General features: G+C 72.2%; 27 protein-coding genes. 14 read left to right on the top strand and 13 right to left on the bottom strand.

Annotated elements, in window-relative coordinates:
* The 4 genes from ABZ896_RS40440 to ABZ896_RS40425 all read left to right on the top strand — a co-directional run.
* Positions 1 to 324 (top strand): alpha-glucosidase C-terminal domain-containing protein (locus ABZ896_RS40440; protein ID WP_360940304.1); only part of this gene is annotated, 324 nt, incomplete at its 5' end.
* Between the two features lie 53 nt (positions 325 to 377).
* A complete protein-coding gene (locus ABZ896_RS40435) occupies positions 378 to 1,673 on the top strand; it encodes a maltokinase (protein ID WP_360940310.1) in 1,296 nt (431 codons plus the stop codon).
* Positions 1,674 to 1,676: 3 nt separating this feature from the next.
* The gene (gene glgB, locus ABZ896_RS40430) at positions 1,677 to 3,878 is read left to right on the top strand and encodes a 1,4-alpha-glucan branching enzyme (RefSeq protein ID WP_360940302.1); all 2,202 of its coding nucleotides are present in this window, start codon (positions 1,677 to 1,679) and stop codon (positions 3,876 to 3,878) included.
* Positions 3,879 to 3,941: 63 nt separating this feature from the next.
* On the top strand, positions 3,942 to 5,030 hold the full coding sequence (locus ABZ896_RS40425; protein ID WP_360940300.1) for a glutamate--cysteine ligase: 1,089 nt from the start codon (positions 3,942 to 3,944) through the stop codon (positions 5,028 to 5,030).
* Between the two features lie 3 nt (positions 5,031 to 5,033).
* On the opposite strand, the gene ABZ896_RS40420 is transcribed toward ABZ896_RS40425, so the two are convergent.
* Positions 5,034 to 5,267, bottom strand: coding sequence for a DUF6480 family protein (locus ABZ896_RS40420; protein WP_360940298.1), 234 nt, complete (start codon positions 5,265 to 5,267; stop codon positions 5,034 to 5,036).
* 152 nt (positions 5,268 to 5,419) lie between these two features.
* Between ABZ896_RS40420 and ABZ896_RS40415 the strand changes: the two genes are divergently transcribed.
* A complete protein-coding gene (locus ABZ896_RS40415) occupies positions 5,420 to 7,324 on the top strand; it encodes an AMP-dependent synthetase/ligase (RefSeq protein WP_360940296.1) in 1,905 nt (634 codons plus the stop codon).
* 102 nt (positions 7,325 to 7,426) lie between these two features.
* On the top strand, positions 7,427 to 7,831 hold the full coding sequence (locus ABZ896_RS40410; RefSeq protein ID WP_360940308.1) for an ATP-binding protein: 405 nt from the start codon (positions 7,427 to 7,429) through the stop codon (positions 7,829 to 7,831).
* A 7-nt stretch (positions 7,832 to 7,838) separates the two neighbouring features.
* Here ABZ896_RS40410 and ABZ896_RS40405 read toward each other — a convergent pair whose 3' ends face one another.
* Positions 7,839 to 8,198 carry a PRC-barrel domain containing protein gene (locus tag ABZ896_RS40405; RefSeq protein ID WP_360940294.1) on the bottom strand — a complete coding sequence of 120 codons (360 nt, stop codon included), beginning with the start codon at positions 8,196 to 8,198 and terminating at the stop codon, positions 7,839 to 7,841.
* Between the two features lie 230 nt (positions 8,199 to 8,428).
* Between ABZ896_RS40405 and ABZ896_RS40400 the strand changes: the two genes are divergently transcribed.
* Both ABZ896_RS40400 and ABZ896_RS40395 read left to right on the top strand, forming a co-directional pair.
* Positions 8,429 to 9,805: an NAD(P)/FAD-dependent oxidoreductase gene (locus tag ABZ896_RS40400; protein WP_360940292.1), complete on the top strand. Its 1,377-nt coding sequence runs from the start codon at positions 8,429 to 8,431 to the stop codon at positions 9,803 to 9,805.
* Positions 9,806 to 9,867: 62 nt separating this feature from the next.
* Positions 9,868 to 12,114, top strand: coding sequence for an FUSC family protein (locus ABZ896_RS40395; RefSeq protein ID WP_360940290.1), 2,247 nt, complete (start codon positions 9,868 to 9,870; stop codon positions 12,112 to 12,114).
* A 3-nt stretch (positions 12,115 to 12,117) separates the two neighbouring features.
* Here ABZ896_RS40395 and ABZ896_RS40390 read toward each other — a convergent pair whose 3' ends face one another.
* From ABZ896_RS40390 to ABZ896_RS40370, 5 genes are all read right to left on the bottom strand, one after another.
* Entirely contained in the window at positions 12,118 to 12,549 is a 432-nt protein-coding gene (locus tag ABZ896_RS40390) for a hypothetical protein (RefSeq protein ID WP_360940289.1), read from the bottom strand.
* A 29-nt stretch (positions 12,550 to 12,578) separates the two neighbouring features.
* Positions 12,579 to 13,412: a DUF1206 domain-containing protein gene (locus tag ABZ896_RS40385; RefSeq protein ID WP_360940287.1), complete on the bottom strand. Its 834-nt coding sequence runs from the start codon at positions 13,410 to 13,412 to the stop codon at positions 12,579 to 12,581.
* Positions 13,413 to 13,466: 54 nt separating this feature from the next.
* Positions 13,467 to 13,685, bottom strand: coding sequence for a DUF5133 domain-containing protein (locus tag ABZ896_RS40380; RefSeq protein WP_360940285.1), 219 nt, complete (start codon positions 13,683 to 13,685; stop codon positions 13,467 to 13,469).
* Between the two features lie 19 nt (positions 13,686 to 13,704).
* Positions 13,705 to 14,565 carry a SigB/SigF/SigG family RNA polymerase sigma factor gene (locus ABZ896_RS40375; RefSeq protein WP_360940283.1) on the bottom strand — a complete coding sequence of 287 codons (861 nt, stop codon included), beginning with the start codon at positions 14,563 to 14,565 and terminating at the stop codon, positions 13,705 to 13,707.
* 223 nt (positions 14,566 to 14,788) lie between these two features.
* A complete protein-coding gene (locus ABZ896_RS40370; RefSeq protein WP_360940281.1) occupies positions 14,789 to 15,232 on the bottom strand; it encodes an ATP-binding protein in 444 nt (147 codons plus the stop codon).
* A 242-nt stretch (positions 15,233 to 15,474) separates the two neighbouring features.
* On the opposite strand from ABZ896_RS40370, the gene ABZ896_RS40365 reads away from it, so the two are divergent.
* From ABZ896_RS40365 to ABZ896_RS40355, 3 genes are all read left to right on the top strand, one after another.
* Positions 15,475 to 15,690, top strand: a complete 216-nt coding sequence (locus ABZ896_RS40365) for a hypothetical protein (RefSeq protein WP_360940279.1) — start codon at positions 15,475 to 15,477, stop codon at positions 15,688 to 15,690.
* Between the two features lie 56 nt (positions 15,691 to 15,746).
* Positions 15,747 to 17,225 carry an aminotransferase class I/II-fold pyridoxal phosphate-dependent enzyme gene (locus ABZ896_RS40360; RefSeq protein ID WP_360940277.1) on the top strand — a complete coding sequence of 493 codons (1,479 nt, stop codon included), beginning with the start codon at positions 15,747 to 15,749 and terminating at the stop codon, positions 17,223 to 17,225.
* Between the two features lie 246 nt (positions 17,226 to 17,471).
* A complete protein-coding gene (locus tag ABZ896_RS40355) occupies positions 17,472 to 17,927 on the top strand; it encodes a cyclic nucleotide-binding domain-containing protein (protein ID WP_360940275.1) in 456 nt (151 codons plus the stop codon).
* Between the two features lie 3 nt (positions 17,928 to 17,930).
* On the opposite strand, the gene ABZ896_RS40350 is transcribed toward ABZ896_RS40355, so the two are convergent.
* Both ABZ896_RS40350 and ABZ896_RS40345 read right to left on the bottom strand, forming a co-directional pair.
* Entirely contained in the window at positions 17,931 to 19,232 is a 1,302-nt protein-coding gene (locus ABZ896_RS40350) for an MFS transporter (protein WP_360940273.1), read from the bottom strand.
* A 111-nt stretch (positions 19,233 to 19,343) separates the two neighbouring features.
* The gene (locus ABZ896_RS40345; RefSeq protein ID WP_360940271.1) at positions 19,344 to 19,961 is read right to left on the bottom strand and encodes a LysE/ArgO family amino acid transporter; all 618 of its coding nucleotides are present in this window, start codon (positions 19,959 to 19,961) and stop codon (positions 19,344 to 19,346) included.
* Between the two features lie 69 nt (positions 19,962 to 20,030).
* On the opposite strand from ABZ896_RS40345, the gene ABZ896_RS40340 reads away from it, so the two are divergent.
* On the top strand, positions 20,031 to 20,924 hold the full coding sequence (locus ABZ896_RS40340; protein WP_360940306.1) for a LysR family transcriptional regulator ArgP: 894 nt from the start codon (positions 20,031 to 20,033) through the stop codon (positions 20,922 to 20,924).
* Here ABZ896_RS40340 and ABZ896_RS40335 read toward each other — a convergent pair.
* Together ABZ896_RS40335 and ABZ896_RS40330 are read right to left on the bottom strand one after the other, a co-directional pair.
* Positions 20,921 to 21,775 (bottom strand): endonuclease/exonuclease/phosphatase family protein, encoded by an 855-nt coding sequence (locus ABZ896_RS40335; protein ID WP_360940269.1) that lies wholly within the window; start codon positions 21,773 to 21,775, stop codon positions 20,921 to 20,923. The two genes, ABZ896_RS40340 and ABZ896_RS40335, sit on opposite strands and share 4 nt — an antisense overlap.
* 54 nt (positions 21,776 to 21,829) lie before the next feature.
* On the bottom strand, positions 21,830 to 22,531 hold the full coding sequence (locus ABZ896_RS40330) for a TetR/AcrR family transcriptional regulator (protein WP_360940267.1): 702 nt from the start codon (positions 22,529 to 22,531) through the stop codon (positions 21,830 to 21,832).
* A 134-nt stretch (positions 22,532 to 22,665) separates the two neighbouring features.
* Between ABZ896_RS40330 and ABZ896_RS40325 the strand changes: the two genes are divergently transcribed.
* Together ABZ896_RS40325 and ABZ896_RS40320 are read left to right on the top strand one after the other, a co-directional pair.
* Positions 22,666 to 23,883: a saccharopine dehydrogenase C-terminal domain-containing protein gene (locus tag ABZ896_RS40325; RefSeq protein WP_360940265.1), complete on the top strand. Its 1,218-nt coding sequence runs from the start codon at positions 22,666 to 22,668 to the stop codon at positions 23,881 to 23,883.
* A gap of 111 nt (positions 23,884 to 23,994) precedes the next feature.
* Positions 23,995 to 24,249 carry a WhiB family transcriptional regulator gene (locus ABZ896_RS40320; RefSeq protein ID WP_360940263.1) on the top strand — a complete coding sequence of 85 codons (255 nt, stop codon included), beginning with the start codon at positions 23,995 to 23,997 and terminating at the stop codon, positions 24,247 to 24,249.
* A 41-nt stretch (positions 24,250 to 24,290) separates the two neighbouring features.
* Here ABZ896_RS40320 and ABZ896_RS40315 read toward each other — a convergent pair whose 3' ends face one another.
* Complete coding sequence (locus tag ABZ896_RS40315; RefSeq protein WP_360940261.1) at positions 24,291 to 24,755, bottom strand: DUF6098 family protein; 465 nt, start codon at positions 24,753 to 24,755, stop codon at positions 24,291 to 24,293.
* A gap of 52 nt (positions 24,756 to 24,807) precedes the next feature.
* Positions 24,808 to 26,191 (bottom strand): HAMP domain-containing sensor histidine kinase (locus ABZ896_RS40310; protein ID WP_360940259.1); only part of this gene is annotated, 1,384 nt, incomplete at its 5' end.

Here is a 26,191-nt window from a genome sequence, read left to right as displayed (position 1 = left end):
CGCCGCATGATCGAGATCCGCAAGCAGAACCCCGCCTTCGGCCTCGGCACCTTCGACGAACTGCCCTCCTCCAACCCGGCGGTCCTCGCCTTCCTCCGGGAGTACGAGGACGATCTCGTGCTCTGCGTGCACAACTTCTCGCGCTTTCCGCAGCCCACGGAGCTCGATCTGCGGATGTACGACGGCCGGCATCCCGTCGAGCTGATCGGCGGGGTCCGTTTTCCCGCCATCGGTGAGCTGCCGTATCTGCTGACTCTGGCCGGGCACGGTTTCTACTGGTTCCGGCTCTCCCGAGCCGCCTCCCGGATCGGCCGACGAGCGTGAGCGCGCCACAGATCGCCTCCCGCCTCCCCCGGCCCGCACTCGCGACCGGCCTCATGGCCTCGCTCGACGGCCTGCTGCGCGGGTGGCTGCCGAGGCAGCGCTGGTTCGCGGGCAAGGACCGGCCCGTGACCGAACTCGGGCTGCTCTCCATGACCGAGCTGTTCCCGGGCTGTCTGCATCTGCTGGTCCGCGCCGGGCACGACGAGGTGCCCACGCCCGCCGACGACTGCTACCAACTGATCCTCGGCGTACGGGACCACCTCTCGCCGCGCCTGGGCCGGGCGCTCATCGGGCGGGCGGAGCGGGGCCCACTCGCCGGTCTGACGGTCTTCGACGCACTGCACGAACCCCGGTCGGCGCAACTGCTCCTGGAGCGGCTGCGCCACCCCGGCACGGCCGGTCCGCTCCGTTTCGAGGGCTCGCCCTCCGTGCCGGTGTCCGCCGGGCTCCCGCCCCGGCTGCTGGAGGCCGAGCAGTCCAACACTTCTCTGGTGTACGGCGACGAGTACATCCTGAAGGTGTTCCGCCGGATCCAGCCCGGGGTCAATCCGGACCTGGAGGTGCCGGTCGCGTTGGCCGGGCAGGGCTGCCGGCGGGTGCCCGCACCCGTGGCCTGGTTGCGGACCACCTCTCCTCAGGAGGCGACGCTCGGCGTGCTCCAGCCGTATCTGCGCGACGCGTCCGACGGCTGGGCGCTGGCGCTCGGCGCACTGGCCGCCGGTGACGACTTCACCCCGCAGGCACACGAGTTGGGCCGGGCGATGGCCGAGGTCCACCTGGCGCTGGCGGCCGCCTTCCCCGTCGGCGCCCCGGGCGGCAACGACGTCACGGCGGCCGCGATGGCCGAGCGCCTGGACTCCGCCGCGCGCAGTGTGCCGGCGCTGCGGCCGTTCGTCCCCGGTCTCCGGGCGGCCTTCGACGCGCTGGCCACCTGCGATCCCGGTCCGCCCGCCCAGCGCGTCCACGGCGACCTGCATCTGGGCCAGGTGCTCCGGGCGGGCCGGGAGTGGTTCGTGATCGACTTCGAGGGCGAGCCGTCCCGTCCGCTCGCCGAGCGCTGCTCCGCCCAGTCCCCGGTACGGGACATCGCGGGCATGCTGCGCTCCTTCGACTACGCGGCCCGGCAACGCCGACCCTGGCGGCCGGAATGGGCGCGGCGCTGCCGGGAAGCCTTCTGCGCGGGCTACGCCTCCCTCGCGGGATGGGACCCGCGCAAGAAGCACGCCCTGCTGCGCGCCCACGAGACCGACCGGGCGGTGTACGAGGTCCTGTACGAGGCACGCCACCGGCCGGACTGGCTGGCCGTGCCGATGGCGGCGATCGAGCGCCTCGCCGTGAGAGGAGACTGAGCCGTGGCCCTGCGCGACACCTCGCTTCCCGAGCCGTCCGGACCGGCGCGGTGCGCCCCGGCGCCTCCGCTCGACCCCGCCGACCGTGCGCGGCTGTTGGCCGGCGCCCACCACGACCCGCACGCGCTGCTCGGCGCCCACCCGGTCGAGGACGGGATCGTCTTCCGGACACTACGGCCCTTCGCCCGCGCGGTGAGCGTCGTGGTCGACGGTGAGCGCAGCGGTCTCGCCTCAGAGGGCGACGGCCTCTTCACCGGCGTGCTCCCGCTCGACGAGGTCCCCGCGTACACGCTGCTGGTGGCCTACGCGGAGGGCGAGCAGGAGCTGCACGACCCGTACCGCTTCCTGCCCGCGCTCGGCGAGACCGATCTCCACCTCATCCGCGAGGGCCGCCACGAGCAGCTGTGGAAGGCGCTCGGCGCCGAGCCGATGACCCACCAGGGCGTGACCGGCACCCGGTTCACCGTGTGGGCGCCGAACGCCCAAGGGGTGCGGGTGGCCGGGGAGTTCAGCTTCTGGGACGGGCAGGCGTTCCCGATGCGGTCGCTCGGTTCGTCGGGGGTGTGGGAGCTGTTCCTGCCGGGGGTCGGCGAGGGCGCCCGGTACAAGTTCGAGATCACCTCCCGGCACGGCGGCCGGTTCCTCAAGGCCGACCCGATGGCCCGGAGCACCGAGGTGCCGCCCGCGACGGCGTCCGTGGTGACCTCCTCGCAGTACGCGTGGGAGGACCGGGAGTGGATGGCCCGGCGGGGCGAAGTCCCGGTGCACGAAGCGCCGTTCTCGGTGTATGAAGTCCATCTCCCGTCCTGGCGCCCCGGACTGACGTACCGTCAACTCGCCGAGGAACTGCCCGCGTACGTCAAGGACCTCGGCTTCACGCACGTCGAGCTGATGCCGGTCGCCGAGCACCCCTTCGGCGGCTCCTGGGGCTACCAGGTCACCGGCTTCTACGCGCCGACCTCCCGGCTCGGCTCGCCCGACGACTTCCGGTATCTCGTCGACCGGCTGCACCAGGCCGGTATCGGCGTGATCCTGGACTGGGTCCCGGCCCATTTCCCCAAGGACGACTGGGCGTTGGCCCGCTTCGACGGGGATCCGCTGTACGAGCCCGGGGACGCGCGGCGGGCGGAGCATCCGGACTGGGGCACCTACGAGTTCGACCTCGGGCGGGTCGAGGTGCGCAACTTCCTGGTCGCCAACGCCGTGTACTGGTGCGAGGAGTTCCACGTCGACGGACTGCGGGTGGACGCCGTCGCCTCGATGCTCTACCTCGACTACTCGCGGGACTCCGGCCAATGGACGCCCAACGTCTTCGGCGGTCGCGAGGACCTGGACGCGGTGGCCTTCCTCCAGGAGATGAACGCGACCGTGTACCGCCGGCAGCCCGGCGTGGTCACCATCGCCGAGGAGTCCACGGCCTGGGACGGCGTCACCCGGCCCACCGACGGCGGCGGCCTCGGCTTCGGGCTGAAGTGGAACATGGGCTGGATGCACGACTCACTCGGCTACATCGCCCACGAGCCGGTCCACCGCAAGTACCACCACCACGAGATGACGTTCTCGATGATCTACGCCTACAGCGAGAACTACGTCCTGCCGATCTCCCACGACGAAGTCGTCCACGGCAAGCGCTCGTTGGTCTCCAAGATGCCGGGCGACTGGTGGCAGCAGCGCGCCAACCTCCGCGCCTACCTCGCCTTCATGTGGGCCCACCCCGGCAAACAACTCCTCTTCATGGGCCAGGAGTTCGCACAAGGCGCCGAATGGTCCGAAGCACACGGCCCCGACTGGTGGCTCCTCGACCCCGCCTACGGCGCCGAAGCCGACCACCGCGGAGTGCGCGACCTCGTCCGCGACCTGAACACGGCGTACCGGGCGACTCCCGCGCTCTGGCAGCGCGACACCGACCCGGCCGGGTTCCGCTGGGTCATGGCCGACGCGGCCGAGGACAACGTCTTCGCGTTCCTGCGCTTCGGCACCGAGGGCACTCCCCTGCTGTGCGTCTCGAACCTCTCCCCCGTGGTCCGCCACGACTACCGCCTCCACGTCGGCGACGACGTCCCGGCCTGGCAGGAGATCCTCAACACGGACGCGGAGGGCTACGGCGGCAGCGACGTCGTCCTCGCCGATCCGGTCAAGCCGCAGGACGGTGTCGTACGGCTGACCCTGCCGCCGCTCGCCACGGTGTGGCTGACACCTGTGTGACCTGGCGTCCCGTGGGCAGTCGGGGCGTACAGAAACTGTCGTCTCGACGAAAGGGCGGCTCACGTGCGCACCGTCGGAGTGGAGGAGGAACTCCTCCTGGTCGATCCGGAGACCGGCGAACCGCAGGCACTGTCCGCGGCGGTGCTCGCCCGTGCCGCGCAGGACGAAGGCGATCAGGACGTCTTCGAGAAGGAACTCCACAACCAGATGCTGGAGTTCGCGACCCACCCGCAGTCGGGCATGGAGGAGCTGCGCGTGGAGATCGTGCGCTGCCGCAAGGAGGCGGCCCGGCACGCCGGGGAGATCGGCTGCACCGTCGCCGCGCTGGCCACCTCCCCGCTGCCCGTCAGCCCCTCGGTCGGGGTCGGCAGGCGTTATCAGTGGATGGCGGACCAGTACGGCATCGCCACCCGTGAGCAGCTCGTCCTCGGCTGTCACGTCCATGTGTCGGTGGAGTCCGACGAGGAGGCCGTGGCCGTCGTCGACCGGATCCAGCCCTGGCTGTCCGTGCTCAACGCGCTGAGCGCCAACTCGCCGTACTGGCAGGGCAAGGACACCGGGTATCACAGCTATCGCAGCCGGGTCTGGCAGCGCTGGCCGTCGGCGGGGCCGACCGAGCCGTTCCGGTCCGCGGAGCGCTATCACCGGCGGGTCGCGGACATGGTGGCGACCGGGGTGATCCTGGACGAGGGGATGATCTACTTCGACGCGCGGCTGTCCCGGAACTACCCGACGGTGGAGATCCGCGTCTCGGACGTCTGCCTCCAGGCGGACACCGCCGTCCTGCTGGCCACGCTGGCCCGCGGCCTGGTGGAGACCGCCGCCCGGGACTGGCGGGCCGACCGGGAGGTCGTGGCGCACAGCGTGAGCCTGCTGCGGCTGGCCGCCTGGCAGGCCGCCCGCTCCGGCCTCGGCGACGAGCTGCTGCATCCGGCGACCATGCACCGCATGCCGGCGAAGGCCGTGGTCCGGGCCCTGCTGGAGCACACCGAGGAGGCGCTCGCCGACGCCGGTGACCTCGACGACGCCCGTGCGTCCTGCGACGGGCTGCTGGAGCACGGCAACGGCGCCCGCGTCCAGCGCGAGCTGCTGGAGCGCACCGGGAGCCTGCGGGACGTCGTCACCGAGTGCGTACGACGGACCCAGGCGTAGGTGTCATACGGCCAGGACGACGGCGTACGCCAGGAAGAACGCGGCGATCAGCACGGCCAGGACCAGGATCACGGCCACGGGGGCCTTCGCCCAGCCCTTGGGCGGGTTGTGGGTCTCCCGGGGCCCGGCCTCGGGCAGGCTGCTCTCGGCGGGCGGGGTCTCGCCCGGCGGGACGCCGCCGCCCGGCTCCAGTCCGGTGGTGCGTTCGGGTTCGGGATCGGGGTTCACGTAACTCATGGGGTCCGGGTCCCCCGATCGCGGCCGGATCATCGGCCGCGGATTACTTCTCCATTCCCGGTACCGACCGGTCTCACCTGGGCTAGATTCGAGCACCGCAGATGACCGAAATCGTCTGCACCGTCACACACCGTACTTGTCAGGAGCAGCGCATGCGAGACTTCGCCCTCGCACCCCAGGCCTCCGCGCGCTCCAGCGGCGGCCTCGCCGACAGCGTCTTCGAGCGGGCCGAACGCCAGCCCGCTCTGCCGGTGCTCGCCCGTCGGCCGGAGGGTTCCTCCGGCACATGGGAGGAGGTCACGGCCGTAGAGCTGCGGGACGAGGTGATGGATCTCGCGAAGGGCCTGGTCGCCTCCGGGATCTCGCCGGGACACCGCGTGGCGATCATGGCGCGCACCCGGTACGAGTGGACGGTCCTCAGCTACGCGCTGTGGACGGTGGGCGCCGAGGTCGTGCCGATCTATCCGACCTCCTCACGCGACCAGGTCGAGTGGATCCTGAGGGACACCGGCTGTGTGGCGGTGGTCGTCGAGGACGAGCAGGCCGTGATGACGGTCGGCTCGGTCTGCGCCTCACTGCCCCGGCTGCGGCACGTCTGGCAGCTGGACGCGGGAGCGCTGCAGGATCTGACGGAGCGGGGCGGGCTCGTCCCGCTCGCCACGGTCGAATCGTTGCGCCGGATCGTGCTGCCGGACTCCACGGCGGTGGTCGCCTACACCTCCGGCACCAGCGGCCGCCCGATGGGATGCGCGCTCAGCCACCGCGGGCTGGCCGCCCCCTGCGACACGCTGCTCGCGGGCTGGGCGCAGACCGCCGCGCCGCCGGGAGAGCAGCCCTCCGTGCTGGCCTTCCTGCCGTTCTCCCATGTGTACGGCCTGATGATCCAGGGCCTGTGCATCCGCGGCGGGCTGCTGATGGGCCATGAGCCCGATCTGAGCGAGGAGGCGCTGTCGGCGTCCCTGCGGTCGTTCCGACCCACGTACTTCTACGCCGTGCCGTCGGTCTTCGAGAAGATCTACAAGAACTTCCTGCGCACCGCCCAGCAGGCGGGCCGCGGCGCCCTCTTCGAGCGGGCCGCCGACACCGCCCGGGACTACGCGCTGGCCTGCGAGCGGCAGCGGCTGGGCGAGGGCCCGGGCCCCGGTTTCGACCTGCGGCTCCAGCACGCGCTGTACGAGCGGACGGTGTACCGAAGACTGCGCGGCGCACTCGGCGGCCGGGCCCGCCGCGGCACCTCGGGCGGCTCGCCCCTCAACCGTGAACTGTCCCTGTTCTACGAGGGCATCGGCGTCTATGTGAACGACGGCTACGGCCTGACCGAGACCTGCGGCGGGGTCACCATGCAGCCACTGGGCCGGGAGAAGTCCGGAACCGTCGGCAGGGCCCTGCCGGACGTGGACCTCAGGGTCGCGGACGACGGGGAGATCCTGGTGCGCGGGCCGTCGGTCTTCCAGGGCTACGTCAACGACGAGGCCGCGAGCCGGTCCGCGCTGTACGGCGGCTGGCTGGCCACCGGGGACCTCGGGCGGCTGGACGCCGACGGCTATCTGACGATCACCGGCCGCAAGAAGGACATCATCGTCACCAGCAGCGGCAAGAGCGTGGCCCCGGCCGCGCTGGAGCAGCGGCTGCGGATGCATCCCCTGGTCCACCAGGCGGCCGTCGTGGGCGAGAACCGGCCGTGCGTGGGCGCCCTGATCACCCTGGACCCGGTGTTCCTGGCGCACTGGCGCGGTGCCCTGGCCGCCCAGCAGGGCCCCTCGGCCCGGGAGGCCCGGGAGGAGAACGCGCTGCGGGAGGAGATCGCGCGGGCCGTGGCCGCCGCCAACAGCACGGTCTCTCGCTCGGAGTCGATCCGGGTGTTCCGGGTGCTGGCCGAGCCCTTCGACATGGCGAACGGCCTGCTGACGCCGTCGATGAAACTGCGCCGGGACGAGATCGCGCGCCGGTACGCGTTCGAGATCGACGCGATGTACCAGGCCCGCTCGCCCGGTGGCCGGCGGACCCCGACGGAGGAGTTGCTGAGCTGGGACGACTCCGACAACGTATTCAGGTGAGAGGACGGGACCCGGCGTTTCGTCCGGGGGCGCGATTGGGTCGTGCGCCCCCGGGAACACGGCCCATTGACGAAGGTGACCGAACCGCGTAGGGACGAGACACTGACTTCCGAGGCAATTCCGAGCCGTACCACCCGTTTCGCGGGAGAACCGCAGTGTGTGACGGGTGCGAGGCTCGCTGCGGAGGAATTCCTGAGCGACCTCGCCCGGAGCGTGGAACCGGCGAGTCCGGAGCACTGGGACGACATCCTGCTGGTCGTCACGGAACTCGCCGCCAACACCATCCAGTACGCGCCCGGCCCTTTCACGCTCTGCATGCGGCGCACCTTCGACGGCGTGCATGTGACCCTGCGGGACACCAACCCGACGCCGCCCGCGCCGCGCTCCTTCGATCCCCGTACCAATGGGGGCGGTATCGGCTGGCATCTGATCCACGCGCTGTCCGATCAGGTCAGCGTGGTGCCGGACGAGCGCGGCAAGGACGTCCACGTCTTCATGTCGTGGTGAAGCCCCGTCAGGCCGCCGCCAGGAGCCGCAGATAGTAGGTGCCGACCGCCGTCAGGTACGAGCGGTCCCTGGTCTCGCTGTCGGTCCGGAAGCGGGGCGCCCTCTTCACCTCGGCCCCGGTGCAGCCCAGGGTGATCCGGCGGCCCGGTGCGTCGATCCCGGTCACCATGCCCACCGGGACCAGGAAGCTCCTGCCGAAGAGCCACACCCCGGTGTCGACGACCAGGTGTGCCATGCCGTGCGGTGCGGCCTGCCGGTCCACGCGCCCGATCGTGCCGTCGCTCCCGACGACGGCGAAGCCCGTCAGGTCCTGTCCCTCGACGTACCCGCTGTCCCGCGCGTACGACCAGATTCTGTCGGTGCTCACGCTGTTCCTTCCCTCGCCCACACAGCACCAAATACCCCTCTGCCGCACGCGCATTCGGCGTCGGGCACGCGCACAAGCGGTTTCAGCGGGTCCGGTCCGCGCACCTCCTTCACCGTTCTCCCGGTGCGTTTCGGGGCCGGGGCGGGCATGGTGGTCCTCGACGCATTCGTCCGTCCCTCACCGGGCAGACGAAGGGCGTTCGGGCAGACCGCCTGGAGCCGCAGAAAGGGATGAACACCGTGACACGACCCAGGATCCTGGTGGTCGGCGCAGGCTTCGCCGGCGTCGAGTGCGTTCGCCGTCTGGAGCGGAAGCTCTCCCCCGACGAAGCAGACGTCACCCTGGTGACGCCGTTCGCCTACCAGCTCTATCTCCCACTGCTGCCCCAGGTCGCCTCCGGCGTGCTGACGCCCCAGTCGATCGCCGTCTCCCTGCGCCGCAGCAAGAAGTACCGCACCCGGATCATCCCGGGCGGTGCGATCGGCGTTGACCTGAAGGCGAAGGTGTGCGTGGTGCGCACCATCACCGACAAGATCGTCAACGAGCCGTACGACTACATCGTGCTGGCCCCCGGCAGCGTGACCCGCACCTTCGACATCCCCGGCCTCACGGACCACGCGTTCGGCATGAAGACCCTTGCAGAGGCCGCGTACGTCCGCGACCACGTCATCTCCCAGCTGGACCTCGCCGACGCCAGCCAGGACGAGGCGGAGCGAGCCGCCCGGCTGCAGTTCGTGGTGGTCGGCGGCGGCTACGCGGGGACCGAGACGGCGGCCTGCCTCCAGAAGCTCACCCACGCCGCCGTCAAGCGCTACCCGCGCATCGATCCCGGACTCATCAAGTGGCATCTGATCGACATCGCCCCGAAGCTGATGCCGGAGCTGGGCGACAAGCTGGGCAGCAGCGCGCAGAAGATCCTCAAGGGGCGCGGGATCGACATCTCGCTCGGTGTCTCCATCGAGAAGGCGGGCCCCGAGGAGGTCACCTTCACGGACGGGCGGGTGATCCCCACCCGCACGCTGATCTGGACGGCCGGTGTGGTCGCGAGCCCGCTCATCGCGACGCTCGGCGCGGAGACCGTACGGGGGCGGCTCGCGGTCACCGCCGACATGGCGCTGCCGGGCCACGACGGGGTCTTCGCGCTCGGTGACGCGGCGGCGGTGCCCGACAAGGCCAAGGACCAGCCGGACGCGGTCTGCCCGCCGACCGCGCAGCACGCCATGCGGCAGGGCAAGGTCGTGGCCGACAACGTCATCGCGACGCTGCGGGGCCAGGAGCTGAAGCCGTACGTCCACAAGGACCTCGGCCTGGTCGTCGACCTCGGCGGCACCGACGCGGTGTCCAAGCCGCTCGGCATCGAACTGCGCGGCCTGCCCGCCCAGGCCGTCGCCCGCGGCTACCACTGGTCGGCGCTGCGCACCAACGTCGCCAAGACGCGCGTGATGACGAACTGGGTGCTCAACGCGATCGCCGGTGACGATTTCGTGCGCACCGGCTTCCAGGCCCGCAAGCCGGCCAAGCTCAAGGACTTCGAGTACACCCACGCGTATCTGACACCGGAACAGGTGAAGGCACAGATCGAGGGGTCCGGGGTCCAGGACGGGTAAGTCGGTTCGCCGTGCCATGCTGGGAACCGATCTTGACGTGACACGGGAGCGAGTGCGGCGGCGTGAGGGCAGCGGGGCGGACGGTGTGGGCCAGGGTGCGCGACCGGGTCGCGGCGTCCGATCCCGGACTGCTCCGGCTGGCCGCGGGCCTCAGGACGGTCGGGGCGATCGCGCTCACGCTGGCCGTGCTCGGCCTCGTTGGGGCCGATGTCCGCCACCTCGTGGCGGGGGCCATGGCGGCGATGGTCGCCACCTTCGCCATCCGGGAGAAGCAGCGCGCGGCCCAGGCCGGCACGCTCGCCCTGGCCCTCCCGGTGGCGCTGGCGTCGGTGTCGCTCGGCGCGCTGCTGAGCACCCACCGCGTCGGCGGTGACCTGTTCTTCGTCGCCCTGATCTTCAGCGCGGTCTACGGCCGCCGCTTCGGCGACCGCGGCACCGCGCTCGGTCTGATCGGCTTCCAGGTCTACTTCCTCTCCCTGTTCGTCGGCGCCACCGTCTCGGGCCTGCCCGTGCTGTACGGCGTCGTCGGCGTCGCCTTCCTGTGCAGTGCCGTGGCCCGCTTCCTGCTGGTGCGGGAGACCCCCGCGGGCCTCCTCGAACGCCTGAGGGAGGCCTTCCGGGCCCGTCTAGCCCAGCTGGTGTCCGCACAGCTCGCCCTGCTGGACGCCGGGCCCGAGGAGGTCGACGAGGCGCTGGCGGACGTACGGGAGGGCACCGCGCGGCTGCACGAGTCGGCGCTGATGATCCAGGGGCGGCTGGAGGAGGGGACGTCCGACGCGGCCGTGGCCCGGCTGGTGCAGCGGCGGATCGCGGACGCCGAGATCGCCGCCGAGCGGCTGGGCCTGTTGCTGCTGACGGCGCGCAGCGCGGGGCGGGCGGACACCCTGACCCTGCATCTGCCGGGCGCGCCCGCGCCGAGGGCGGGCCGGTTCCCGGACCGGGACGAGGCGTTCGCCCTGCTGCGCCGGGAGCTGGAGGCGCTACGGCTGCTGGTTCTGCGGCCGGTCGACGGGGGCGGCGGCACCGCCGTGGCGCAGCTGCGGAACCGTCTGCTCGGCTACCGCGAGGAGGAGCACCTTCCCGACGCTCCGCCCGCCGTCCAGGACGTGTTCCGGGGCATCGGCGAGGCCGCCCGCGCGGTGCTGGGGCTGCGGATCGCCCTGGACGGGCCGCAGGACGAGTCGGACGACTCCCCCGCCACGACCCGGTCGCGCGAGGAGCTGGACGCCGAGGACGCCGTTCTGGACGCGGACGACGAAGCGGCCGAGGAGGAGAAGCCGACAGGGCTGCGGCGGCCCACCACACGGGCGGCCGTGCAGGTGGCGGTCGGGTCGTCGCTGGCGATCGTCGGCGGCGAGTTCCTGTCCAGCCAGCGCTGGTACTGGGCGGTGCTGACCTGCTGGATCGTTTTCATCAACACCGCGTCCACGGGCGAGATCCTGGTCAAGGGCTACCGCAGGCTGCTCGGGACGGTCCTCGGTGTCCTCGCCGGGATCGTCCTCGCGGGCCTGGTCGGGCAGCACACCTGGCCGGCGTTCGCCCTGGTGCTGCTCCTGGTGTTCGCGATGTTCTACACCGCGCCCCTGTCGTACACACTTATGTCGTTCTTCGTCACGGCCGCCCTGGGCCTCCTCTACACCCTGCTGCACACCTACAGCCTGTCGGTGCTGGTGCTGCGCGTGGAGGAGACGGCGCTCGGCGCGGCCTGCGGGGTGATCGCGGCCGCGCTCGTGCTGCCGGTGCGCACGGACCGCCGTACGAACGACCTCCTGGTCACCGTCCTGGACCGGCTGGCCGACGTGACCGGGACGGCAGTCGAGCAGCTCAGCGGCGGCTCGTCCGCCGACCTGCTCGACCAGTCGCGCGACCTGGACCAGGCGCTGGCGGACCTGCGGGCCGCCGTACAGCCCCTCACCCATCCGATCACGCCGCTCCGGGCGCGCCGCGACACGGCCCGCTATGTCCTGGCGCTGCTGGAGACCTGCGCCTACCACGCGCGGTCGCTGGCGGCGACCGCCGAGCTGCTGCCCACCCATCCGTCGATCGCGGCGGATCCCCGGCTGCGGCGGGCGGGGCGGCGGATCGGGCACAACATCGCGGCGATCGCCGCGCACGCCGCCGACGAGCGGTCCACCGAGGGGATCGAGACCGGGCCGAGCATCGCGTCGCTCCTTGGCGCAGACGCGCCGGGCACACCGCGGTTCGGCCGGGTGACCGACCGGGTGCTGCGGCATCTCCAGCGGCTGGACGAGACCGTGGCCGGTCTGGCCCGGCCGCTGGAGGTGCCGGTGCGGACGCCCGAGCGGTGACGCTCAGATGTCCGTGGGCAGGTCGCTCACCTCGGCGATGCCCCGCAGTTCGTCGTTGAGGTGCTGGCGTTCGCGGATGTAGTCAGCGATCTCGCCGAGGCGGACCGGGTCGGCCGCGGTGTCCGCGTCGGTGACCACCCGGACCGGCCCCTCCTCGCCGATGTGGAGTTCGATGACCTTGTTGTCCAGCCGGCCGGTGACGGCGGTGGCGATGACCAGGGCGGCCTCGTCACGGATCTCCTGCGGCAGCCCGTCGGGACTCGCCTCTTCAAGGGCGAAGTCCATCGCGGGCAGGCGTTGCTCCTCCATCGCCTGGAGAACCGGCTCGACCACGCTGAGCAGGAGCGCGTAGTCCTCCGTCTCCATACGGATGCGCAGAAGGTCCAGGTAGACGTCCACGGGCCTACCGTCCGGCGGAAGCTCGGGTTCGTTCATCCGGAACGGGTTCCCCGCGTGCGGCGGGTTCAGACCCGGCGCCAGCGGGCCATCGCGAACGAGAAGATCCCGAACAGCACCAGCCCGGCCGCCACGCACACCAGCAGCCAGGGCCCGAGCGGGGTGTCGGCGAAGGAGCGCAGGGTGTCGTCCACGCCCTTGGCCCGGTCGGGCTTGTAGTCGACGGCGGCCCGTACGGCGAAGGCCCCGGCCGCGGCGAACAGCACCCCGCGCGCGAGACCTCCGGCCACACCGGTCACGTCGACCGCCTTGCGGATCCGCGGTCCCATCTCGGCGAGCTTGAGTTCCTTGTGGAAGGACCGGCGCACGGCCTGCGCCCCGATCCACACACCGGCCACCACGACGCCCGCCCCGGCCGCGCCCACCAGCCACTGCCCGGCGGGCAGGTCGAGGGCGCGGGCGGTGACGTCCCTGGACTGCTTGTCGCTGGACCCGCCGCCGCCCGCGCCGACGGCGAAGGACAGCACGGAGTAGGCGACGAAGCCGTAGAAGACGAAGCGGACGAGGCCCATCAGCCGTTTGCCGGCCTTGCGGCCGTCGGGTCCGACCGCGCCGAAGACGGCCTCGGACAACCGCCACAGGGCCATGCCGACCAGCCCGATGCCGAGCGCCCACAGCAGGACGGCGCCGAAGGGTTTGTCGGCCAGGGTCTCCAGGGCGCCGCCGCGGTCCGCCTGTTTCCCGCCGTCACCGAAGGCGATCTGCAGGGCCAGCACGCCGACCAGCAGATAGATCACTCCGCGGGCGGTGAGACCGGCGCGGGCGGCGCCCTCGACGGCCGAGCCGCGCGCCGCGCGCCGGGCTTCGAGTCGGCCGGTCCGTGCCATGGAGCTCGTGTTCATGTCGACCTCCTGGAAGCCGGATGCCCGGCCGTCGGGCGGGCACTCCGGACGTGGTCAATCGGGCAGTGGAGTGCGTTCGGGCACCGCCGCGAGCAGGCGTCGGGCGGTCTCCACGGCGTGGCGCACGTCCCGGGTGCCGGTCGACACGCACAGCGTGTAGGCGAGGTCCCGCAGCCGCGGGCTCGGTTCGGCCGGCGAAACGGCCTCCTGGGCGTTCAGTGCCTCGTAGGAGTCGACGAGGCGGCGCAGGAACGCGGGATCGGGTATCAGCATCGGCTTGCTCCTCGTCCGCTCAGGCCACCGACGGATCGTCGGAGGCGGGTCGCCGGTTCCGGTCGGCCATCGCCTCGTCCCGCACCCGGGCACAGCTGCGGCTGATCAGCCGGGAGACGTGCATCTGGGAGATTCCCAGCTGGTCGGCGATCCGGCTCTGTGTCATGTCCTCGAAGAAGCGCATGTAGAGGATGGCCCGTTCGCGTTCGGGCAGCCTGCGCAGGCCCTCCTTGGCGGACTCCCGGTCCACGACGGTGTCGTACGAGGCGTCGGGGGCGCCCAGGGTGTCCGCGAGGCTGTAGCCGTCGTCGCCGGCCGAGAGCTCGGCGTCCAGGGAGAGGGTGCTGAAGCTCTCCAGGGCCTCCAGGCCGGTGCAGACCTCCTCCTCGGTGAGCCCGGTGTGGGCGGCGAGGTCGGCGGGGGTGGGCTCGGGTGAGCCGGGGTTCTGGGTGAGGTCGCGGCGGGCCACGCGCACCTTGTTGCGCAGTTCCTGGACCCTGCGGGGCACCCTGAGGGCCCACATGCGGTCCCGGAAGTGCCGCTTGACCTCGCCGGTGATGGTGGGGACGGCGTAGCTCTCGAAGGCGCCCCGCTCCGGTTCGAACCGGTCCACGGCCTTGACCAGGCCCAGGGCGGCGACCTGCTTGAGGTCCTCGAGTGACTCGCCGCGGTCGCGGAAGCGGCCGGCGATGCGGTGGGCCATGGGCAGCCAGGCGGCGACGAGTTCGTCGCGCAGGGCATCGCGTTCGGGGCCCTCGTCCAGCGCCGCGAGGCGGGCGAAGCGGGCCGTGGTGTCGGGGGCGTCGTCGTGCCGCCGCTTGTGGGTGGCGCCCTGGCGCTCGATGGTGCCGGGACGGCTGGTCGACGTGTCGATGGGCATGCGGATTCGCTCCTGAAGAACGGGTTCAGGGACATACCGCGGGAGGACGCCGCCGGACCGCCGGAAAGGGGCCTCGCAGCAGCGTTACTGCTCCCGCTGGCGCGCCTCCGGTCCGAAGCACGAAACTGCGTCTGCCCTGCTGTCAGGGGCCCAAACACCGTTCCGGAAACTCCGTTTCGGCGCGGCGGGACCCCCGGGACGCAGCTCGTACGCCTCGGAACTCTCAGCGCAGGGGTACCAGGGCGGTGATGCACTTGCCGCCCGCGGGCAGGTCGGTCACCCGGACGTCCCGGGCCAGCCGGCACACGATGGGCCAGCCGTGTCCACCTGGTCGTCGCCTGCCCTGCCGGTCGAGCGGGTTCCTGGTGACGGGCAGGTCGGTGCTGCGGTCGCTCACGGAGACGCGGACGACGCGGCCCTCGACGTCGACGTGGAAGTCGGTGATGCCGCCGCCGTGCAGGATCGCGTTGGTGGCGAGCTCGGAGACGACGAGCAGCGCGTCCGAGAGGGATTCCGGATCGCAGGGGGTGCGGGTGGCGTGACAGCGTTCGGACACGGCCCGTTCGACCGCCCTGCGGGCCTCGGCCGGCCGGCCCGGACACGCGTGTGCGTGCCGGTCCACGGCGGCGGCCCGGGGGGCGGCGTCGGTCCTGTGCTCCTCGCACATGACGTGGCTCCTGATCGGTGAATCGTCTGGCTGTCGTGTGATGGGTGCAGAAGCCGGGCCCGGCCAGGACCCGCGGGGCCGTGGACACGGTGGTCCCACACCGGTCCTCGACGCTGTGCGCCGCTGGTCCCGGCTCCGCGGGCCTCTCTTCTTCGGCTCACCGGTCCACGCCGGGTCAAACCACCTCATTCGAGCGGGATCCGCGGGTCATCCGAGGACGGCGACGGGGTAGGCGCACCTCCATGACCGATGTCGTGGACTCAGACGAACTGCTGCGGCGCATCCAGCGCGCCCGGGCCTGCTCGGCGGCCGAGGAGCGCGCCTGGCGCACGCGCAGCGAGGACCGGACGGACCCGGCCGCGGCCCGGGACGCGGAGCTGCGGACGGTCGCCTACGAGGCGGTGACCAGGGTGCTGGACGAGATCCTGACGCCCGGGAGGCGGCCGCGGGAGCGCTGAACGCCACGATGCGGCACCGGCCGGTTGCCCCGGTCCAGGTCGGGAACCCGGCCGGCATGGCTCTCGACCACACGCGTGCCCCTGTTCTGGAAGCCCTGGCCGACTACCACCGGCGCGAGCGGCTCGCGTTCACGCCGCCGGGGCACAAACAGGCGCGGGGCGCCGATCCCGCGGTGCGTGAGGTGCTCGGGGACGCCGTGTTCCTCGGGGACGTGCTGGCGTCGGGCGGTCTGGACGACCGGCTCACCCGGGGCCGGGTGCTGGAGCGGGCCGAGGAGCTGATGGCCGACGCCGTGCACGCGGAGCACACCTTCTTCACCACGTGCGGCAGTTCCCTCTCGGTGAAGGCCGCGATGCTGGCGGTCGCCGGTCCGCACGAGAAGCTGCTGATCGGACGCGACGCCCACAAGTCCGTGGTCTCGGGGCTGATCCTCTCCGGCATCGAGCCGGTCTGGATCGAACCGCGGTGGGACGCGGAACGGCGTCTCGCGCACCCGCCGTCCGCCGCGGAGTACGAGAAGGCCTTCGACGCCCATCCCGACGCCAAGGGCGCCCTGGTCACCAGCCCGACGCCGTACGGCACCTGCGCGGCCCTGGGCGACCTCGCCGAGGTGTGCCACCGGCGTTCGGTCCCGTTGATCGTCGACGAGGCCTGGGGCGCGCATCTGCCCTTCCACCCGGATCTGCCGTCCTGGGCCATGGACGCGGGCGCCGACATCTGTGTGACCAGCATCCACAAGATGGGCAGCGGGCTGGAGCAGGGCTCCGTCTTCCATCTGCGCGGCGATCTCGTGCCTGCCGACCTGCTCAAGATGCGCGCGGACCTGCTGGGCACCACCAGCCCCTCGGTGCTGCTGTACGCGGGGCTCGACGGCTGGCGCCGGCAGATGGCCCTCAGGGGCAAGGAGCTGATGGGCGGGGCGCTGGATCTCGCGGCCCGGGTGCGTGAGCGGATCGAGGGGATCGAGGGTCTGCACGTCAACGACCGGGCCGACTTCTGCGGGCCGGACGGCGCCGACGACATGGATCCGCTGCCCGTCGTCATCGACCTGGAGGGCCTCGGGATCACCGGGTTCCAGGCGGCGGACTGGCTGCGCGAGCACCACGGCATCGACGCGCACCTCACCGACCACCGCCGGATCGGCGCCCAGCTCACCCACGCCGACGACGAGGAGACGACCGGTCAGCTCCTGGCCGCGCTGCGGGAGCTGGTGCGGGTGGCGCCGGGCCTGGACCCGGCCCCGCGGGTGGACGTGCCGCCGCCTGCGCGGCTGCGGATGGAGCAGGCCGCGCTTCCCCGGGACGCGTTCTTCGGTCCGGCCGAGAACGTCCCCGTCGCCGAGGCCGCCGGACGGATCGCGGCGGAGATGATCACGCCCTACCCGCCCGGGATCCCGGCCGTCCTGCCCGGTGAGCGGCTGACCGAGCCGGTGCTGCGCTATCTGCGCACCGGCCTGGCCGCGGGCATGAACCTGCCCGACCCCGCCGATCCGGAATTGGGGACGATCAGGGTCACACACCCGGATCCCGAGTGAAACCGGTCACGAATCCCGGATCCGATTGCGCGAAATCCCCATCGATGGTTTACCGTTCATACATACGTGGTCCTGGAGTCGACACACCGTCCTCCGCGCCACCGCTGACTGCCCTGGCTGGTCTCCCCCGTCCAGCCAGGGCTTTTCCATGTCATGAGCTCCGCCGAGGTGCCCACGGCCGCGACAGCCGCTGAAATGGGCGTAGGCACGACACCGGAACCCGTCGCCGGCGAGGAGCCCCACGTCATGACCAAAGCGACCAAACTGCTGACCGCCCTCCCCCAGCCGCAGCGCGGGCGCCTGATGACGCTCGCCCGGGAGGTCTCCTTCCCGGAGGACTTCCCGATCTTCGAGGCCGGCGGCAGGGCCGACCGCTTCTGGGTCATCCGCTCCGGCTCGGTCTCCCTGACCCAGCAGGTGACCGCCCACCACCGGGTCACGGTCGCGAGCCTGGCCGCCGGCGACCTGCTCGGCTGGTCGTGGCTGTTCCCGCCGTACGAGTGGGACTTCGGCGCGGAGGCCTTCAGCCCCGTGCGGGCCTACGAGTTCGACGCGGCGGCGGTGCTCGGGCTGTGCGAGGAGGACCGGCAGCTCGGGATGATCCTGGTGCGCAGCGTCGCCGAGATCCTGGCCCACCGGCTGGAGACGACCCGGGGCAAGCTCATGGAGCAGTACGGCTCGCACCGCCGGGGGGCGTTGTAGACCTCAGACGCGGTAGCGGCGCAGTGCCGGGATCGCGAAGGCCAGGGTCAGCATCACGGCGACGACCAGGAAGCCGCCGCCGGCGACCGCCGTACGGGGGCCGAGGACCGAGCCGGCCGTGCCGTGCAGGACGTCGGCGAGCCGGGGGCCGCCCGCGACGACGACGGTGAAGACGCCCTGCATGCGGCCACGCATCTCGTCGGTGGCGGCGGAGAGCAGAATCGCCCCGCGGAAGACCATGGAGACCATGTCGGCGACCCCGGCGAGGGCCAGGAACACCACGGCGAGCCACAGACTCCCGCTCAGCCCGAACCCCGCGATGGCCGCGCCCCAGGCGACGACCGCCCCGATCACCATCCAGCCGTGCCGGCGGACCCGGGAGAAGGTGCCGGAGAACAGTCCGCCGAGGACCGCGCCGATCGGGATGGCGGCGAACAGCAGGCCCAGCGCGAACCCTTCGCCGTAGGAGGAGTAGGTCTCCGCGGCGAGCTGCGGGAACAGCGCCCGGGGCATGCCGAGGACCATGGCGACGATGTCGGCGAGGAAGGACAGCAGCAGGACCTTGTGGCCGGCGATGTAGCGGAAGCCCTCGGCGATCTCGCGGACTCCGGCCCGGCGTGCGGTGGCGCCGGCGAGCGGCGGCAGGGCGGGGAGGCGGTACACCGCCCACACGGTGACGCAGAGCGCGAGCGCGTCGAGGAGGTAGAGCTCCGGCAGACCGATGACCGGGATGAGGACGCCCGCGAGGAGCGGGCCGACCACCTGGCCGGTCTGCATGACGGTGGAGCCGAGCGCGTTGGCCGCGGGCAGCTGGTCGGCGGGGACCAGACGGGCGATGGAGGCGTTGCGCGCGGGGGCGTTGAGACCCCAGAACGCCTGCTGCATCGCCAGCAGGACCATCAGGGCCGCCACCGAGTCGAGCCCGGTGACGGCCTGGAGCCAGAACAGCACCGAGGTGACGGCGATGCCGGTGTTGGTGATCAGAAGCAGCTTGCGGCGGTCCATGGTGTCCGCGACGGCCCCGCCCCACAGCGCGAACACGATCAGCGGCAGCAGGCCCGCCATGCTCGCGGCGCCGACCCAGGCCGAGGAGCCGGTGATGTCGTAGACCTGCTTGGGCACGGCGACGGCGGTGAGCTGGCTGCCGACGGCCGTGACGATGGTCGAGGTCCACAGGCGGCGGTAGGGGACGATGCGCAGGGGGCGGGTGTCCATGGCGAAGCGGCGCCAGCCGTGCCGGGCGGCCGGCTTCGCCTCCTCCGCGGACTCCGTCTGGGGGCCGGTGCTGCTCTCGCTGGTGTCCACGCGCTTCCTGGTTGCTCGCTACATCTAAAAAGGGCCGGGGTTCACTATCGCAGCACCGTCCGACGTTGCGGGTTCCGCAATCTCAGCTTGTGGACTTCGACGGCCGGGAGTTCATGCTCCGGCCACAAGGGCGGCGCCGAGGCCGACCATCGTGACGGCGACCAGTCCGTCGAGGACCCGCCAGGCGGACGGTTTGGCCAGGAAGCGGCCGAGCAGCCGGGCCCCGAAGCCGAGCGCGGCGAACCAGCACAAGCTCGCGAGCACGGCGCCGAGGCCGAAGGTCCAGCGCAGCGCGCCGCGGTCGGCGGCGACCGAGCCGAGCAGGAACACGGTGTCGAGGTAGACGTGCGGGTTGAGCCAGGTCATCGCGAGGCAGGTGAGCACGGCCCGCTTGCGCGATCCGGCCGCCTCGCCCTCCGTGCGCAGGGCCTGCTGCCCCGGCCGGAACACCCGGCGGGCCGCGAGGAGGCCGTAGCAGAGCAGGAAGGCGCCGCCGATCCAGCCGACCGCGGTCAGCGCGCCGGGCCAGGCGACCACCACGGCGCCCACGCCGCCGACGCCGAGGCTGATGAGGACGGCGTCGGACAGGGCGCAGATGGCGACGACGGCCAGGACCGCGTCACGGCGTATCCCCTGACGCAGGACGAAGGCGTTCTGGGCGCCGATGGCGACGATGAGGGAGAGGCCGGTGCCGAATCCGGCGGCCGCGGCGGTCAGTGAAGCGGGCATGGCTTCGACGCTACGGAAACGATCAGTACACGTACAGCTAATGATTCTTACGTATCATTAGCTGTCGTGATGATGACCGAACTCCCGCTGGATCAGGTACGAACCCTGCTCGCGGTTGTCGACGAGGGCACGTTCGACGCCGCGGCGGCGGCGCTGCATGTGACGCCGTCGGCGGTGAGCCAGCGGGTGAAGGCGCTGGAGCAGCGCACGGGGCGGGTGTTGCTGGTGCGGACGAAGCCGGTGCGGCCGACCGAGTCCGGCGCGGTGGTGGTGCGGTTCGCGCGGCAGCTGGCCCGGCTGGAGCGGGACGCGCGCGCCGAGTTGGGGATGCGGGGCGAGGGGGAGGTGACCCGGGTCTCGGTGGCGGTCAACGCGGACTCCCTGGCGACCTGGTTCCTGGAGGCCCTCACCCGGGTGCCGGGGCGGGAGCGGCTCTGTTTCGAGCTGCGCCGCGAGGACGAGACGCGGACGGCGGAGCTGCTGCGGGAGGGCCTGGTGATGGCGGCGGTCACCTCCTCGCCGGACGCGGTGGCGGGGTGTTCGGTGCGGCTGCTCGGCCGGCTGCGCTACCTCGCGGCGGCGAGCCCCGGCTTCGCCGCGCGCCACCTCACCGGACCGCTGCCCGACGCGCTGACCGAGGCCCCGCTGATGACCTTCGACCGCAGCGACGACCTCCAGGACGCGTTCGTGCGCGGGCTCGGCCGCGGCGGGGCGAGCGCGGTGCGACACGCCGTGCCGACCTCGGAGGGCTTCGTCACGGCGGTCGCCGCGGGGCTGGGCTGGGGCCTGGTCCCCGAGTTCCAGGCCGAGGCGCTGCTGCGCGAGGGACGGCTCGTCCCGCTGGCCCCGGACCGCCCCCTCGACGTCCCGCTGTACTGGCAGCGCTGGAAGCTCGACTCCCCGGAACTGGCGGCGGTCTCGGAGACGGTGGTGGCGGTGGCCGCCGAGACCCTGCGCCCCTAGGAGCGGCTCGCCAGGTCCAGGTCGGCGTAGAAGGGATGGTGGTCCGAGGCCTCGGTCGGGCGGACATGGTGGGAGAGCGCGGTGATGCCGCCGCGCAGGAAGATGTAGTCGAACTTGCTCTGCCAGTCGGTGGTGGTCTCGCACGTACCGCTCGACGAGGGGCGGCACGCGGGGTCCGCGTCCGTGGCCAGCTTCCACATCGGGGCGAGTTCGGCGGCGTACGGCACGGCGTTGAAGTCGCCCAGGACGATGGCGCGGTCGTACTTGGCGACCTCCGGCGCGAACACCCGGACCTGCTCCGCCCGCACCGACTCCTGGCGTCGCTCGGCGAGGTGGGTGTTGAAGACCCGGACGGACTGCCCGTCCACCGTGGTCGTGACGGCCATGTACCCGCGGTCCTCGGAGCCGCCGTCGGGATACTCCGCGGTGACGACGTCGGTCATCGGAGCCGCCGAGAGGATCGCCTGCCCGTAACCCCCGGGGTTCCACGGCACACCCCCGCAGCGGCCCCAGTTCTGCAGCACCGACCCGTACTCGACGTGGTAGTCGAGCCCGTAACGGCCCTCCAGATAGTCGCGGATCCTCTTGACGTCCCCCACGCACGACTCCTGCACGGCGAGTACCTGGGGCGCGTGCGCGGCGATCTCCGCGGCCCGGTCGACGCTGCCCACATCGCAGGGGTTGCAGAGGTTCCACGTCATGACCCGGTTCGGGACGGCGTCCCTCGCGGTGTCGGCGGGCTTCGACGACCCGGCGAAGAGGGAACCGACCGGCACGCTGGGGCCCAGGAGCAGAAGGCAGACCCCCACCACGGCCCCCGCGAACAACCGCGCCCCGCTTCCGAACACCATCGCCTCCCCGCAACGCCTCGGGCCTGTGCCCGTAATGAGGCTACGAGACGGAGTCTACGAAGCGTTCAGCCGAGCCTGCGCACTGTCCAGCAACATCTCCAGGGCCGTCGGGTAGGCGCTGGTCACCATCCGGGTGGCCAGCAGCGGGGCCGCCTCCGCGATCCGGGGGTGGGTGGCGGGCGACAGCCGGGCGTACGTGGAGCGCCACATGGCCTCGTCGGAGCGGAGCGCGGCGCTGGGCAGGGCCAGGGAGGCGGCGTCGAGGGCGGCGAAGGCCAGGGTCTGGTCGACGAAGGCGTGGTAGATCCGGACCGTCTCCGGCAGCGGGAACCCCGCCTCGCGCAGGATGTCCAGGATCATCTCGTCGGCGGCGAGTTCGTTGGCGCGGCCGGTGACCCGGCTCGTGGTCAGCACCGCGGCCTGCGGATGGGCGACGTAGGCCGCGTGGATGCGCAACCCGACCGCGCGCAGGTCGGCCCGCCACTCCCCCGTCGGCCGCCAGCCCTCCAGCGCCTGGCCGACGATCGCGTCGCCGATGGCGAGTGTCAGCTCGTCCATGCCCCGGAAGTACCGGTAGAGCGTGCTCGGGTCGGCGTCGAGGGCGAGCCCGAGCCGGCGTGCGGTCAGCCCCGCGCTGCCGTGCTCGCGCAGCATCCGCAGCGCGGTCTGAACGATCAGCCGCTCGGACAGGACCGTCCCGCTCTTGGTGGGCCTGCGCCTGCGCCGTTTCTCCTCGGGGACGACCGGTTTGGGCACCGCAGCCTCCTTGGCGCCGCCGGACCCGGAGCCCGCGGCCTCCTTATGCCTACGCCATTGACCTTACGTGAGGCGCGGGCGTTGTATCGGCCGCGGGGCCCCGTCCACGAACCGTCAGCAGAGGGAGATCTGTCATGCGTGTCCTGCTCGTCGGAGCCGGTGGCGTCGGTACCGCCGTCACCCGGATCGCGGCCCGGCGCCCGTTCTTCGAGGCGATGGTGGTCGCCGACTACGACCTCGCCCGGGCCGAGGCGGCGGTGGCCGCCCTCCCCGGCGACGACCGGTTCGTCGCCGAGCGCGTGGACGCGGGCGACGAGGCGGCCGTGGCGAAGCTCCTGGAGCGGCACGCGTGCGACGTCCTCTTCAACGCGACCGACCCGCGGTTCGCGATGCCCCTGTTCGGCGCCGCCCGGACGGCCGGGGCCTCGTACCTCGACATGGCGATGTCCCTGTCGCGTCCGCACCCGGAGCGGCCCTACGAGGAGTGCGGGGTCAAGCTCGGCGACGAGCAGTTCGCGCGGGCCGAGGAGTGGGAGAAGGCGGGGACCGTCGCTCTGGTCGGGATGGGCGTGGAGCCGGGCCTGTCGGACGTCTTCGCCCGGTACGCGGCGGACGAACTCTTCGACGAGATCGAGGAGATCGGCATCCGCGACGGCGCCAACCTCACCGTCGACGGCTACGACTTCGCCCCCTCCTTCAGCATCTGGACCACGATCGAGGAGTGCCTCAACCCGCCGGTCGTCTACGAGGCCGAGCGCGGCTGGTTCACCACCGAGCCCTTCAGCGAGCCCGAGGTCTTCGACTTCCCCGAGGGCATCGGCCCGGTCGAGTGCGTCAACGTGGAGCACGAGGAGGTGCTGCTGGTCCCCCGCTGGGTCGGCGCCCGCCGGGTCACCTTCAAGTACGGCCTGGGCCGCGAGTTCATCGAGACGCTGAAGACCCTGCACCTGCTGGGCCTGGACCGCACCGACCCGGTGACCGTGCCGGGCGCGGGCGGACCGGTCGCCGTCTCGCCCCGGGACGTGGTCGCCGCCTGTCTGCCCGACCCGGCGACGCTCGGCGACCGGATGCACGGCAAGACCTGCGCGGGCACCTGGGTGCGGGGCGTGAAGGACGGCGCGCCGCGCGAGGTGTACCTCTACCACGTGGTCGACAACCAGTGGTCCATGGCGGAATACGGCTGCCAGGCGGTCGTGTGGCAGACCGCCGTGAACCCGGTCGTCGCCCTCGAACTCCTCGCCACCGGCGCCTGGTCGGGCACGGGCGTCCTCGGCCCCGAGGCCTTCCCGGCCCGCCCGTTCCTGGACCTGCTGACCGCGTACGGCTCCCCCTGGGGCGTGCGCGAGCAGTGACCGGGCGGGGATCCCAGGGGACTCGGCTGTTTCACCGCGCATCGACAGGTGACCCGAAAACGAGTAAGGCATCCACGAGGGCACGTACGACTTCGATCGCAGGTGACTTTGATGGACAACTGGCGAGACCATGCCGCGTGCCGCCACGAGGACCCCGATCTCTTCTTCCCGATCGGCACCACCGGCCCCGCCCTGGTGCAGACACAACAGGCCAAGGCCGTCTGCGGGCGCTGCCCGGTGCGGGACCAGTGCCTGGAGTGGGCGCTGGAGACCGGTCAGGGGATCGGCGTCTGGGGCGGCACCAGCGAGACCGAACGCCGTGCGCTGGCCCGACGGCGCGCGGCGGCCCGGAGAAGGGCGGGCTGAGGCGCCGGGCGGCGAGGGCACCGGGCGACCCGGTGCCCCGGTCAGCGACCGCTGCGCCGCAGCGGCCCCCAGGACCGTTCTTGGCGTTCCACCTCGGCCCGCGCCTCGTCGAGGACGCCGAGGTCGATCCAGCACATCGGCCGGACCTCCGCGATCAGCGGCTCGTTGTCCGGCCCCCGCCCCGTCTCGCGCCCCTGGAGAACCCAGGGGCGCACCCGGGGGCCCTTCTCGTGCGGCAGATGCGAGTAGTCGTGGAGGCGGCGGGCCACCCAGAACTCCAGGGACCGCCCCTCCCACCACTCCTCCACGTCCAGCGGATTGGCCGACAGGCCCGGCATCGGCACACCCGTGAGGTCGTCGGTGCTCGAGACCCTCGCCAGGTCGGTGGCGGGGCCGCGCGACCAGCGGACGTACAGCCCCTGGTGTCGTTCGACCAGTTCCGTCAGCTCGGCGAGCGACCGCACCACCGGCAGATCGTCCGGCGCCGGTTCCTGCCGTCCGCCCATGGTCGTGGCCCCGCTTTCCGTCTTTCTCTTCTCACGAGCAGACGGGGTACCCCTACGACGGCGGTGGAACCGGCCCGCCGGGCAGCCGCAGCGTGAAGACGCTCCCCGCGCCGGGCTCGCTCGCCGCCGTCACCGTCCCGCCGTGGGCGGCCACCAGGTGGCGCACGATGGACAGACCGAGGCCGCTGCCTCCGGTACGGCGGCTGCGGGACTTCTCGGCCCGCCAGAACCGGTCGAAGACGTGCGGGAGGTACTCGGCCGCGATCCCGGTGCCGGTGTCGGCGACCGCCAGGACGACGTCGTCCCCGTCCTCGCGGGCGGTCAGGGTGACGGTGCCGCCGGCGGGGGTGTGGCGCACCGCGTTGGAGACGAGGTTGCCGATCGCCTGCCGCATCCGCACCGGGTCGGCGTCCAGCCAGGGCGTCCCCTCGGTCCGGGTGCGCAGCTGGACCCCGGCGGTGGCGGCGCGGACGCGGTGGGCGGCGGCGACCTGCTGGAGGAGTTCGTCGCAGTACAGCGGCTCGGGGTGCAGGCGCAGGGTGCCGGCGTCGGCGTCCGCGAGGTCCTGGAGGTCGTCGATGACCCGCTGCAGGACGAGCGACTCCTCGTGCAGCGAGGCGAGCAGCTCGGGGTCGGGGTCGACGACGCCGTCCCGGGTCACCTCCAGCCAGCCGCGGATGTTGGTGAGCGGGCTGCGCAGCTCGTGGGCGATGTCGCTGACCATGGCCTTGCGCTGGGTCTCCAGGCGTTCCCGGCGTTCGGCCATGTCGTTGAAGGCGGCCGCGAGGATCCCGGTCTCGTCGCGGGTGGTGACGGGCACGCGCGCGTGGGCCTCCGGCGGCTGCTGGGCGGCGGCGGTGAGGGCGCGCAGCGGCCGGACGAGCCGGGTGGCGACCAGGGCGGTGACGGCCACGGTGAGGGCGAGCACGAGCCCCGCGGTGCCGACGACCTTCGTCTTGTTGGCCGGGGACATGTCGAACCGCACGGCGGGGGTGTCGCCGCCGCCCAGGAACAGCTGGGCGGCGGGGGCCACGTAAGGCTCCATCTGGGCACGGCGGGCGTCGTCGACGCAGGTCTGGGCCGCCTGCCCTTCCTTGTTGCCGAGGTTGCCGAGCTTGTCGAACACGGGCTGCCGCGCGCCCAACAGGCGCAACAGGTTCACCGGGTACACGGGCACGTTGCTCAGCCCCATCTTCGCCAGGCAGACCCGGGCCAGTCCCTTGAGCGCCACCAACGCCTTCTCCTCCGTAGGAGTGAGCGTGTTGAGCACCCCGTCGGCGCAGGCGTCCGGCACGCTGTCGGGCTCGGCGGTCCCGTCCGCGTTCATCAGCACCATCCGGCCGCTCGGCGACCGGACCAGGCTGGTCTCGATACCGACCCGGGCGAAGCAGCGCTGCCGTTCCCGGGCCCGGTGGTCATGGAGTCTCCCCCTCGGC

The sequence above is a fragment of the Streptomyces sp. NPDC047072 genome (genome assembly GCF_040643855.1).
GTDB lineage: Bacteria > Actinomycetota > Actinomycetes > Streptomycetales > Streptomycetaceae > Streptomyces.
Note: the sequence above shows the minus strand (reverse complement) of the source record. Positions and strands in the feature narration are given on the sequence as shown.

What these genes read in the sequence shown, in the direction of transcription:
- ABZ896_RS40435 (WP_360940310.1), top strand. Translation starts at nt 378, where the DNA reads ATGGCCTCGCTCGACGGCCTGCTGCGCGGGTGGCTGCCGAGGCAGCGC.
- ABZ896_RS40420 (WP_360940298.1), bottom strand. Translation starts at nt 5,267, where the DNA reads ATGAGTTACGTGAACCCCGATCCCGAACCCGAACGCACCACCGGACTG.
- ABZ896_RS40415 (WP_360940296.1), top strand. Translation starts at nt 5,420, where the DNA reads ATGCGAGACTTCGCCCTCGCACCCCAGGCCTCCGCGCGCTCCAGCGGC.
- ABZ896_RS40400 (WP_360940292.1), top strand. Translation starts at nt 8,429, where the DNA reads ATGAACACCGTGACACGACCCAGGATCCTGGTGGTCGGCGCAGGCTTC.
- ABZ896_RS40390 (WP_360940289.1), bottom strand. Translation starts at nt 12,549, where the DNA reads ATGAACGAACCCGAGCTTCCGCCGGACGGTAGGCCCGTGGACGTCTAC.
- ABZ896_RS40385 (WP_360940287.1), bottom strand. Translation starts at nt 13,412, where the DNA reads ATGAACACGAGCTCCATGGCACGGACCGGCCGACTCGAAGCCCGGCGC.
- ABZ896_RS40380 (WP_360940285.1), bottom strand. Translation starts at nt 13,685, where the DNA reads ATGCTGATACCCGATCCCGCGTTCCTGCGCCGCCTCGTCGACTCCTAC.
- ABZ896_RS40375 (WP_360940283.1), bottom strand. Translation starts at nt 14,565, where the DNA reads ATGCCCATCGACACGTCGACCAGCCGTCCCGGCACCATCGAGCGCCAG.
- ABZ896_RS40370 (WP_360940281.1), bottom strand. Translation starts at nt 15,232, where the DNA reads ATGTGCGAGGAGCACAGGACCGACGCCGCCCCCCGGGCCGCCGCCGTG.
- ABZ896_RS40365 (WP_360940279.1), top strand. Translation starts at nt 15,475, where the DNA reads ATGACCGATGTCGTGGACTCAGACGAACTGCTGCGGCGCATCCAGCGC.
- ABZ896_RS40360 (WP_360940277.1), top strand. Translation starts at nt 15,747, where the DNA reads ATGGCTCTCGACCACACGCGTGCCCCTGTTCTGGAAGCCCTGGCCGAC.
- ABZ896_RS40355 (WP_360940275.1), top strand. Translation starts at nt 17,472, where the DNA reads ATGACCAAAGCGACCAAACTGCTGACCGCCCTCCCCCAGCCGCAGCGC.
- ABZ896_RS40345 (WP_360940271.1), bottom strand. Translation starts at nt 19,961, where the DNA reads ATGCCCGCTTCACTGACCGCCGCGGCCGCCGGATTCGGCACCGGCCTC.
- ABZ896_RS40340 (WP_360940306.1), top strand. Translation starts at nt 20,031, where the DNA reads ATGATGACCGAACTCCCGCTGGATCAGGTACGAACCCTGCTCGCGGTT.
- ABZ896_RS40335 (WP_360940269.1), bottom strand. Translation starts at nt 21,775, where the DNA reads ATGGTGTTCGGAAGCGGGGCGCGGTTGTTCGCGGGGGCCGTGGTGGGG.
- ABZ896_RS40325 (WP_360940265.1), top strand. Translation starts at nt 22,666, where the DNA reads ATGCGTGTCCTGCTCGTCGGAGCCGGTGGCGTCGGTACCGCCGTCACC.
- ABZ896_RS40320 (WP_360940263.1), top strand. Translation starts at nt 23,995, where the DNA reads ATGGACAACTGGCGAGACCATGCCGCGTGCCGCCACGAGGACCCCGAT.
- ABZ896_RS40315 (WP_360940261.1), bottom strand. Translation starts at nt 24,755, where the DNA reads ATGGGCGGACGGCAGGAACCGGCGCCGGACGATCTGCCGGTGGTGCGG.